An 8,949-nucleotide genomic window follows, 5' to 3' on the forward strand; every position below is an offset into this window, starting at 1 on the left:
CTCGTCCTTTACATCACGCCACGCTGTTCACAACGTCCCTGGGAACTACACCTAGCCGGCCCTGTAGTAGTCCAATTGCCCGTGAACGGTGCTTCGGTGGCCTGAAACCTGGGGAGGTATTCCTCATCGAAGCATCGCTTTCGGGCAGTTGGACCCCCTAGTTCCCGCAACACCAACTGTCCAAGGAGTGTCCATGTCAGGAAACAGAGCAGTCGCCTACAAGGAACCCGGCGTCGTTGAAATCATCGACACCGAGTACCCGACGTTCGAACTCAAGGACGGACCGGGCGTCAACCCGGCCAACGTCGGCAGGAAGGTGCCGCACGGCGTCATCCTGCGCACCGTGACCACCAACATCTGCGGATCGGACCAGCACATGGTCCGTGGCCGCACCACGGCGCCGAAGAACCTGGTGCTGGGCCACGAAATCACCGGTGAAGTGGTTGAAGTGGGACCCGACGTCGAGTTCATCAAGGTGGGCGACATCGTTTCGGTGCCGTTCAACATTTCCTGTGGCCGTTGCCGGAACTGCAAGGAAAGGAAAACCGGCATTTGCCTCAACGTCAACCCTGACCGCCCCGGCAGCGCCTACGGCTACGTGGACATGGGCGGCTGGGTGGGCGGACAGGCCGAGTACGTCCTGGTCCCTTACGCGGACTGGAACCTGCTGCGCTTCCCGGACCGCGACCAAGCCCTTGAGAAGATCATGGACCTCACCATGCTCTCGGACATCTTCCCCACAGGCTTCCACGGTGCCGTCACGGCGGGCGTGGGCGTTGGCTCCACCGTGTATGTTGCAGGTGCCGGTCCGGTGGGCATCGCTGCTGCCGTCGGCGCCCAACTGCTCGGTGCCGCCGTCGTCATTGTGGGCGACATGAACGAAGAGCGCCTGGCGCAGGCACGTTCCTTCGGGTGCGAAACCGTCAACGTCTCCCAGGGTGATCCCAAGGACCAGATCGAGCAGATCCTGGGCGTCCCGGAAGTGGACAGCGGCATTGACGCCGTGGGCTTCGAGGCCCGCGGACACGGCAAGGACGCCTCGCACGAGGCTCCGGCCACGGTGCTGAACTCGCTCATGGACATTACTACGGCCGGTGGCGCGCTCGGCATCCCGGGCCTGTACGTCACCGGCGATCCCGGCGGAATCGACGAGGCAGCCAAGCACGGCTCCCTGTCCTTGTCCCTGGGCACCGGCTGGGCCAAGTCATTGTCCTTCACCACGGGTCAGTGCCCGGTCATGAAGTACAACCGCCAGCTCATGATGGCCATCCTGCACGACAAGGTACAGATCGCCAAGGCAGTCAACGCCAAGGCCATCCCGCTCGAAGACGCCCCCCGCGGCTACGCCGAATTCGACGCCGGTGCAGCAACAAAGTTCGTACTGAACCCCAACGGCTACGTGAAGGCCTAGCACCAGTACGTCAGCCCGGATACCGGGGGCGGCACGGCACAACGGGAAGGCCGGCCGCCCCCGGCGTCCGTTTTAAGGCATTTTTTAAAGGTTTTGGCAGTTGTCAGGCAACGACTTTTAGGGAGTCGTCAGGCACCGCCCTAGATCCAACCCAGGAGATGGAGATCCATGCTCGTCCGGGAAGTCTCCGACGTTTCGACAGCCAACGGGTCCTGCGACAAGAACCACGGAGCTACGTGGTCCGAAGCGCGCCAGGCAGCCTTTGACTGTGCCCGTCCCCTCGGAGCTGCTTTGGTACCGCTTGCAGAGGCTATCGGGAGTGCCCTGGCCTTGGAAGTGAGGGCCCGCCAGCACATTCCGCATTATGCGTCCTCGGCCATGGACGGGTGGGCGGTCAGCGGCTCCGGCCCATGGACGCTGGTTGAACGCGGCACCCTGGTTGAGCGCGGCTCACGGCTTTTCCCGGGCGAGGCAAGCACCATTGCCACGGGTGGCGTTGTTCCCGAGGGCGCCACGTCCATCCTCCGGAAGGAAAGCGGCATGCTGACCGGGGACGCCCCGGGCGTCCGGAATCTCCTCCTCATTCCCGAAGCGAAACCGGGTGAGGTATCTCCCGGCCGCCACATCCGTCCGGCTGGTGAGGAAGCAGCCGCCGGTGATGTCCTCATTCCTGAGGGAACCCTTTTGAACCCCGCCCACATTGCCCTCGCCGCCGTAGCAGGCCACGACGAGGTGGCCGTGCAGCGCAAGCCGCTGGTCGCCGTCGTACTGACCGGTTCGGAAGTGGTCACTTCGGGCGAGCCCGCGCCGGGACAGGTGCGCGATACGTTCGGGCCGCAGCTTGGCGCCGTCATTTCGCGGCTTGGCGGCGTTCCGTCCGGGCAGCGCAGAATTGGCGACTCCTATGAAGAATGGCTGGCCGAACTGGGCGGTTCAGGCAGCGCGGCTGGTTCAGGCAGCGGCCAACCGGCGGATGTCATCATCACCACAGGCGGCACCGGCAAGTCCGGGACCGATCATTGCCGCACTGTGGTTGAGGCCTTGGGTGGGCGCCTGCTGCTTGACGGGATCGCCATGCGGCCCGGCCACCCCGCCGTGCTGGCCGCGCTCCCGGATGGCCGCTTCATCATCGGACTGCCGGGAAATCCGCTGGCGGCCATGGTTGCCCTCATCACCATCGGCGAACCTTTGCTGGCCGCCCTCGGCAACCGGCGGCCGCCCGACACCGTGATCATGACCTCCGGCGCGGATTTCGAGCCGGATCCCGGCAGGACCCGGCTTGTCCCCTGCACTTTTGTCCACGGCTTGGCCATCCCGGCCTCCCACACCGGCCCCGGCATGATGCGTGGCCTCGCATGGGCGGACGGAATCATGGCGGTGCCGCCCCAGGGAATCGAAGCCGGCCACGCTGTGCAGGTCATGCCGCTGCCGTGGGTCCAGCAACCGCAGTTCACGGACGGGCCTGTCACCAACGAACAAAGGCACGCCCCATGGCACGCATGACTCAACGCCGGAAGATCCATCGTTTCCAGCTGGACGGGACCGGCGCCGAACACCCCATCCGGTTCAAGGAAGACGTACTGGCCACCGAAGAGCCGTTGGAAATCCGCTTGGGCGGCACGTCATTTTCCGTGACCATGAGGACTCCGGGCGATGACTTCGACCTCGTGGCGGGGTTCCTGGTGTCTGAGGGCATCATCCGCCACCAAGCCGAACTCGTGTCCCTGCGCTTCTGCGCGGGCGAACGGGACGGCGTCCAAACCTTCAACGTGGTGGAAGCACAGCTTCGACCGGACGTTCCCTTGCCGGACACCATGAGGCACGTCTACACCTCCAGCTCATGCGGCATCTGTGGCACTGATTCCATTGAAGCTGTCCGGAAGACCATCCATTTCGACGCATCGCAGGACTCCTTCCAAGTGCCTGTGGACGTGCTGGCCGAACTGCCCGAACGACTGCGGGACGCACAGGCCGTCTTTGACAGGACCGGCGGAGTCCACGCCGCTGGTCTCTTCAAGGTGGACGCCTCCCGGCCGGAACTGCTGTGCCTGCGCGAAGACGTTGGCCGCCATAACGCGGTGGACAAAGTGGTGGGCTGGGCGCTCAGGCAGGGCCTGCTGCCGTTGTCCGGCCTGGTCCTGCAGGTCTCCGGGCGGGCGTCGTTCGAGCTCGTCCAGAAGGCCGCCCTCGCGGGGATCCCCGTCCTGTCCGCGGTCAGCGCCCCGTCCAGCCTCGCAGTGGAACTGGCGGCCGAAACGGGACTGACCCTGGTGGGCTTCAGCCGTGGACGCAGCCTCAACGTGTACGCCGGCAGGGAAAGGGTGGGCCTCCCGCTCCGCACGGGCCTTGAGGAGGCCACCGTGAGTCCCTGATCCCCTAGACCCGGGACCGGCCCCGGGACGGGCCCCAACGCGGACCCTGGGACGGTCCAGTCTAGGATGTGACCATGGCCGCACGCAGCAACCCGGACATCGATAATGACGCAGACACCCAAAGCGGAGGCGTCCAGTCTGTAGACCGCGCGCTCCAAATCCTGGAGATCCTCGCCCGCAAGGGTGATGCCGGCGTCAGCGAGATCGCCGAGGAAATGGGCGTGCACAAGTCCACGGTGTCGCGGCTGCTGGGTTCGCTGGTCACCCGGGAGCTGGTCCGCCAGAACAGCGAACGTGGCAAGTACCAGCTTGGGTTCGGCATCCTGCGCCTGGCCTCGTCCATTCCCGGCAGGCTAAGCGTGGTGCACGAGGCCCGCGAAGTCCTGGAAGCCCTCGCCGGTGAGTACAAGGAAACCGTCAATCTTGCCGTGCTGCGTTCCAACTACGCCGTCAACGTGGACCAGGCCATGGGTCCTTCCACCCTGGCCACCTACGACTGGGTTGGCAGCCTGACGCCCCTCCATGCCACGTCCAGCGGGAAGGTGCTCCTGGCTGCGTTGACCGCGGACGAGCGAACCCAGGTCTTCAAGGCAGTGGGCCTGCCTGCCCGCACACCCCGGACCGTGACCAACCGTGGAGAGCTCGAGAAGCAGCTCCACGACGTTGCACGCCAGGGCTACGCGATAGTGCATGAGGAATTCGAGATTGGCCTCACCGCTATTGCCGTGCCTGTCTTCAACCATTTGGGGACCGTCATTGCGGCGGTCAGCATCTCCGGCCCCGCATTCCGCTTCGCCCCTGAAGACCAGCCCGGCCTCATCGAGGGGCTCCGCGAGGCAGGCCTCGCCATCAGCGCCAGGATGGGCTACCGGCACCAGTAATTCCGGCAGTCCGTAACGCCCTTTTGCATAACTCCAGCTCAAAGCCAACTGGTATATCAATGTGCGTCAAAGAAGCGAAAGTGCTTGACTTTCGTGTGTGACGGGGCGCACTCTGTTGCATAACGCGAATGTTGTTGATTCTTGCGGAACGCTCACCGGCGCCAGTCCGGTAGCAGTCCGCCCCGTTATCCGGAATCGGTCCCCCAACCGGGCCTCGTAGAAACGCAAGCCCATGACTCGCCGAGCAAAGGACCCGCTCATGGCTATAAGCAGTGACACAAAATCCCTGACACCAGAAGAGTTACCGGCAGACAATACGCCGGCTGAAACTCCAGCTGACAAGGAGCCCTCCACCAGGGAAACGCTTGATGAAGTCATCAGCGTCTCCCCCGATGAATCAAACCCCGCAGTCCTCGACCCCGAGGAAGGCACGGCAGAAACCCTCCCCGACTCTGAAGAGTACGAACAGATCCTGGAGGAACTTCGCAACGCCAAGACCGAGCAGGCCGTATCGGCCCGCCGGAACCGCAAACTTACCCTCGACAAAGTCACCTTCGGAATCACAGGCGCCATCGCCGTCGCCTTCGTGGTCTGGGGATTTGTTGGCAGGGACAGCCTCTCCGAAACCTCCAAGGGAGCCCTCAACTGGGTCATGGAGTACACGGGATGGCTGTTTATGGTTCTCGCCTCGCTTTTCGTGATCTTCGTGCTGTGGCTTGCCTTGGGCAAGTTCGGCAACATCCCGCTGGGCAAGGACGGCGAAAAGCCCGAGTTCCGCACCATCTCCTGGGTAGCGATGATGTTCGCAGCCGGCATGGGCATCGGGCTCATGTTCTACGGAGTTGCCGAGCCGCTGTTCCACTACATCTCGCCACCGCCCGGCACGGTGGATGGCCGTACGCCCGCTGCCATCCAGACAGCCATGGCCACCTCGATTTTCCACTGGACGCTCCACCCTTGGGCGATGTATGCAGTAGTCGGCATTGCCATGGCCTACGGCACCTACCGCCTTGGCCGGAAGCAGCTGGTCTCCGCGGCCTTCACCTCGCTGTTCGGCATCCGGATGGTGGAGGGACCCCTCGGGAAGTTCATCAACATCCTGGCCATCTTTGCCACGCTCTTCGGCACGGCAGCTTCCCTGGGCCTCGGTGCCCTCCAGATCGGCAGCGGCCTGACGTCCAACGGTTGGATGGGCGAAGTCGGCACCCCCATCCTGGTAGTCATCGTTGCCATCCTGACGTTCTGCTTCGTGGCCTCGGCCGTGTCCGGCATCAGCCGCGGCATCCAGTGGTTGTCCAACATCAACATGGTCCTGGCCGTTGTCCTGGCCTTGATTGTGTTCGTTGCCGGCCCCACGCTCTTCATCCTCAACCTCATCCCGTCCGCCGTAGGCGACTACGCCCGAGACCTGGCCGAGATGTCCTCCCGGACCGAAGCCGTGGGAGATGACGCCCTGCGCAGCTGGATGACCAGCTGGACCATCTTCTACTGGGCCTGGTGGATCTCCTGGACGCCCTTCGTCGGCCTGTTCATCGCCCGCATCAGCCGTGGCCGCACCATCCGCCAGTTCGTCACCGGCGTCCTGCTGGTACCGAGCATCGTCAGCGTCATCTGGTTCTGCATCTTCGGCGGCACTGCCTTCCACGTCCAGCAGGAAGCAGACAAGGCGGGGACTCCCGGCTTGGTGACAATGGTCGACGGCGCCCCCTCCATCAACTTCGACGGCGCCCTTTTCGATCTGGTCAAGAACCTGGGCATGCCTGAGTGGCTCACTGTGGGCGTCATCGCGCTGGCCATGGTCCTGGTGGCGATCTTCTTCGTCACCGGCGCGGACGCCGCTTCCATCGTCATGGGATCCCTCAGCTCCAACGGTGCCGAACACCCGCGGCGCGGAGTAGTGATCTTCTGGGGAACCCTCACCGGTGCAGTAGCAGCTGTCATGTTGTTGGCCGGTGGTGATGAACCCTCAGAGGCCTTGTCCGGCCTCCAAAGGGTCACCATCGTGGCCGCACTGCCGTTCATCCTGGTCATGCTGTTGCTTTGCTTCGCGCTCGCCAAGGACCTCAGGCGCGATCCCCTGTCGCTCCGGCGTCGGCTGGCAACCTCCGTGGTGGAGCGGGCCATCCGCACCGGCGTCGAGCAGCACCGCGGTGTCCAGTTCGATCTCGTCACCAAGCACGAATGCGCGGAGACCTGCCCGGATTCGGACTGTCCCGGTGGTACGCCTACCGGCAGCATCCCAACCGTTGACAGCACCCCGCGGTCTACTGACGACAAGTAGCGAATACTCCCCCAACTACCAGCAGTAAGGTGTCACACCATGACCTCAGCTTCCGTAGCTTCCGTAGCGGACAGCATGCTCCATGTCATCAAGGATTCCAAGGACCAGGTATCGTTCACCGTTGATTCAGCCAACCCCGTGACGGTGCGCATCGAGCTCAGCGGCGGGTGCCCGTGCGGCTCGGAGCACTCACGGTCAGGTTCCTACGTGGACAGCGACCTGGGAAGGTAGGCCGTCGCCCCGGGACATAAACCCGGGTCCAATGTAGAGACAGCAACAGGGCGGGTACCGGATTTCCGGCACCCGCCCTGTTCGCGTGTGGAGGGGTTTACTTGGGCATCAGCACGGAGTCGATCAGGTAGACCGTGGCATTGGCAGTCTGCACGCCACCGCAAATGACGTTGGCGTCATTGACGGTCAGGGCGTCCTTGCTGCCACCCACCGTCACTTCGCCGCCCTGGACGGTCTTGTGGGTTCCCACTACCTGGTCCGGGGTCAGTTGTCCGGGGACTACGTGGTAGGTGAGGATTTTGCTCAGCAGGGCATCATCGGTCTTGAGCGTTTCGATCGTAGCGGGGTCAATCTTGGCGAACGCGTCGTCAACGGGTGCAAAGACCGTGAACTCGCTGCCGTTCAGCGTGGAGACGAGATCCACCTTGGGGTTCAACTTGCCGGATACTGCGGCGGTCAGAGTCTTGAGCAGCGGGTTGTTGGAGGCGGCCACGGCAACGGGGTCCTGCGCCATTCCCGCAACCGAACCGGCGCCGTCGGGAACCTGGGCGGCGTAGCCGGCGCAACCCGGACCGACCAGGTTGCTGGCGGGATCCATGGCTGCGCTGGAACCCATCGATTCGCTGGCGGAGGCTGATGGCGACGGTGCCATGGACGAGGTCTCCGGGGCCGCGGAGGACGAAGGGGAGCTGGAGGTGCTCGAACCACCACAGGCCGTCAGTCCCATGAGGGCGGCTGCGGTGAGGCCAACGAAGGCGAGGGCGGGGCGCTTGGTGGACAACATTTCATTCTCCTTGCTCTGAGGAACCTGGTGCTGGGTCCATTCGTGTGTGGGACACGGTCGGTCCGGCGTCGCTTCCGCTCTTCCGGTTTTGTTTGTGTCTCATCAGCTATTCGGAGGTGATGCCCGGGTGGATGGGTGCGGATTGAAAAAATTTCAAAGGTTACTTTCTTTCGCCTGTTTTCCCACGTCAGGTCCGGGCCCGGCTCCCTCTCGCACATCCCGCCCGACTATGGCTAAACGCCCCATGCCGGTGACAGGATAGGCGGATGGCAATCGAAGTGCGGCCCGCCACGGTGTTCGACGACGTCAAGACCATGGTCGGCCCCAAGAATCCAGGCTCAAACGTGTGCTGGTGCCTGAGTTACCGCATCCCGTCCAAGCTGAACCAGAGCCTTCAGCGGGAAGAGCGCGGCAAGTTCGTGGAAAAGCTGGTTGCCGAAGACCCGCCTCCCGGCGTTTTGGCGTACGACGGCGGCGAGGTGGTTGGATGGGCGGCCGTCCACCCGCGTGCGGACACCAGTTTCGCAACGAGCCGGAAGATCCCCCATGTGGACGATTCCGAGGTCTGGTCCGTGTGGTGCATCCGGGTGCGGCCGGGCCACCGGGGCAAGGGAATTTCCCATCATCTGCTTCGCGGCGCCGTCGAGTTGGCCAGAAGTCATGGCGCTCCCGCGATCGAGGGCTACCCCGTGGACAACAGGGGCAGCAAAGTGGACCTCACCATGGCGTACATCGGCACGCGAGGGCTTTTCGAGAAGGCGGGTTTCACGAAGGTCGCGGAAACCACGTCCGTCCTCAACGGCTTCCCGAGGGTCCTGATGCGATTGAACCTCGGCTCCGCCTAACGCCCCCGCCCCGCCTATCCCCGGTTACCCCGACCTACCCCCGCCTACCCCCACCTACCCAACTGGGTCGCATTTGTGCGCGTTTTGCCCGCTTCGAATCATGCGGTGATCGCAACACCTGATTATTGAAGGGTGTCGATTGCC

The 8,949-nt window shown here is 63.8% G+C and carries 8 protein-coding genes; 7 read left to right on the plus strand and 1 reads right to left on the minus strand.

From position 1 onward, the window contains the following. The first annotated feature begins 193 nt into the window (after positions 1–193). The 6 genes from fdhA to OCL88_RS20340 all read left to right on the plus strand — a co-directional run bounded on the left by fdhA (position 194) and on the right by OCL88_RS20340 (position 7,176). Complete coding sequence (gene fdhA / locus OCL88_RS20315; protein ID WP_021471085.1) at positions 194–1,411, plus strand: formaldehyde dehydrogenase, glutathione-independent; 1,218 nt, start codon at positions 194–196, stop codon at positions 1,409–1,411. A gap of 168 nt (positions 1,412–1,579) precedes the next feature. Then, on the plus strand, positions 1,580–2,914 hold the full coding sequence (locus OCL88_RS20320) for a molybdopterin molybdotransferase MoeA (RefSeq protein ID WP_264963740.1): 1,335 nt from the start codon (positions 1,580–1,582) through the stop codon (positions 2,912–2,914). Beyond that, positions 2,902–3,783: a formate dehydrogenase accessory sulfurtransferase FdhD gene (fdhD, locus tag OCL88_RS20325; protein WP_264963741.1), complete on the plus strand. Its 882-nt coding sequence runs from the start codon at positions 2,902–2,904 to the stop codon at positions 3,781–3,783. Before OCL88_RS20320 ends, fdhD begins: the two co-directional genes overlap by 13 nt. 74 nt (positions 3,784–3,857) lie before the next feature. Further along, a complete protein-coding gene (locus OCL88_RS20330) occupies positions 3,858–4,664 on the plus strand; it encodes an IclR family transcriptional regulator (RefSeq protein WP_264963742.1) in 807 nt (268 codons plus the stop codon). A 259-nt stretch (positions 4,665–4,923) separates the two neighbouring features. Further along, positions 4,924–6,945, plus strand: a complete 2,022-nt coding sequence (locus OCL88_RS20335) for a BCCT family transporter (RefSeq protein ID WP_264963743.1) — start codon at positions 4,924–4,926, stop codon at positions 6,943–6,945. Between the two features lie 39 nt (positions 6,946–6,984). Further along, positions 6,985–7,176, plus strand: a complete 192-nt coding sequence (locus OCL88_RS20340; protein ID WP_264963744.1) for a hypothetical protein — start codon at positions 6,985–6,987, stop codon at positions 7,174–7,176. A 97-nt stretch (positions 7,177–7,273) separates the two neighbouring features. On the opposite strand, the gene OCL88_RS20345 is transcribed toward OCL88_RS20340, so the two are convergent. Next, positions 7,274–7,960 carry a fasciclin domain-containing protein gene (locus OCL88_RS20345; RefSeq protein WP_062094849.1) on the minus strand — a complete coding sequence of 229 codons (687 nt, stop codon included), beginning with the start codon at positions 7,958–7,960 and terminating at the stop codon, positions 7,274–7,276. 266 nt (positions 7,961–8,226) lie between these two features. On the opposite strand from OCL88_RS20345, the gene OCL88_RS20350 reads away from it, so the two are divergent. Further along, positions 8,227–8,805: a GNAT family N-acetyltransferase gene (locus OCL88_RS20350; RefSeq protein ID WP_264963745.1), complete on the plus strand. Its 579-nt coding sequence runs from the start codon at positions 8,227–8,229 to the stop codon at positions 8,803–8,805. Positions 8,806–8,949: the final 144 nt, after the last annotated feature.

Origin of the sequence: Paenarthrobacter sp. PAE-2 (assembly GCF_026013155.1) — a bacterium.
In the GTDB taxonomy this organism is placed as follows: domain Bacteria; phylum Actinomycetota; class Actinomycetes; order Actinomycetales; family Micrococcaceae; genus Arthrobacter; species Arthrobacter ureafaciens.